General features: G+C 57.6%; 2 pseudogenes. Both read left to right on the forward strand.

The features are described from left to right. Positions 1 to 197: pseudogene (locus NKF06_RS20840) on the forward strand (transcription initiation factor IIB family protein); the annotation flags it as partial. A gap of 44 nt (positions 198 to 241) precedes the next feature. Next, positions 242 to 455: pseudogene (locus tag NKF06_RS20845) on the forward strand (IS6 family transposase); the annotation flags it as partial.

Raw genomic sequence — 455 nt, forward strand, 5'->3', positions numbered from 1 at the left:
CCGAGACATCGAGCGATGAGTGGGCTCATCGTGGCGCGAATCCGCATGCAGTCGCTGCAGCGTGTGTGTATACCGCTGCGGCTGAGCGAGACTGGCCGCTCACGCAGGCGCGTGTTGCGACCGTGAGTGCTACCTCAACTCAAACAATTCGGACGCACTACCAGACGTTGTGTGAAGCACGTAGGGGCACTGTCTAGTTAAGCCAGTTTGAGGAACGAGCAGGTCATTGAATGAATTGGTCATGACGCTCGCAGACCTGCTCAGCGAGTGCTTTGCGACCGATTTAGAAGAAACTTGGGAGCGTGAGCGGACGGCAACGCCCGTCAGGGTGTTCGCCGTCCAGCTCCACGCGACCGGTTGTTCACTCAGAGAGACAAAAGAAGTTCTTCGATTACTCGGCGTTGAACGCTCCCACCAAGCGGTTTGGCAATGGGTACATCGGCTGGCTGACAGCG

It is taken from the genome of Haloferax sp. AB510, from assembly GCF_024136985.1.
GTDB lineage: Archaea > Halobacteriota > Halobacteria > Halobacteriales > Haloferacaceae > Haloferax.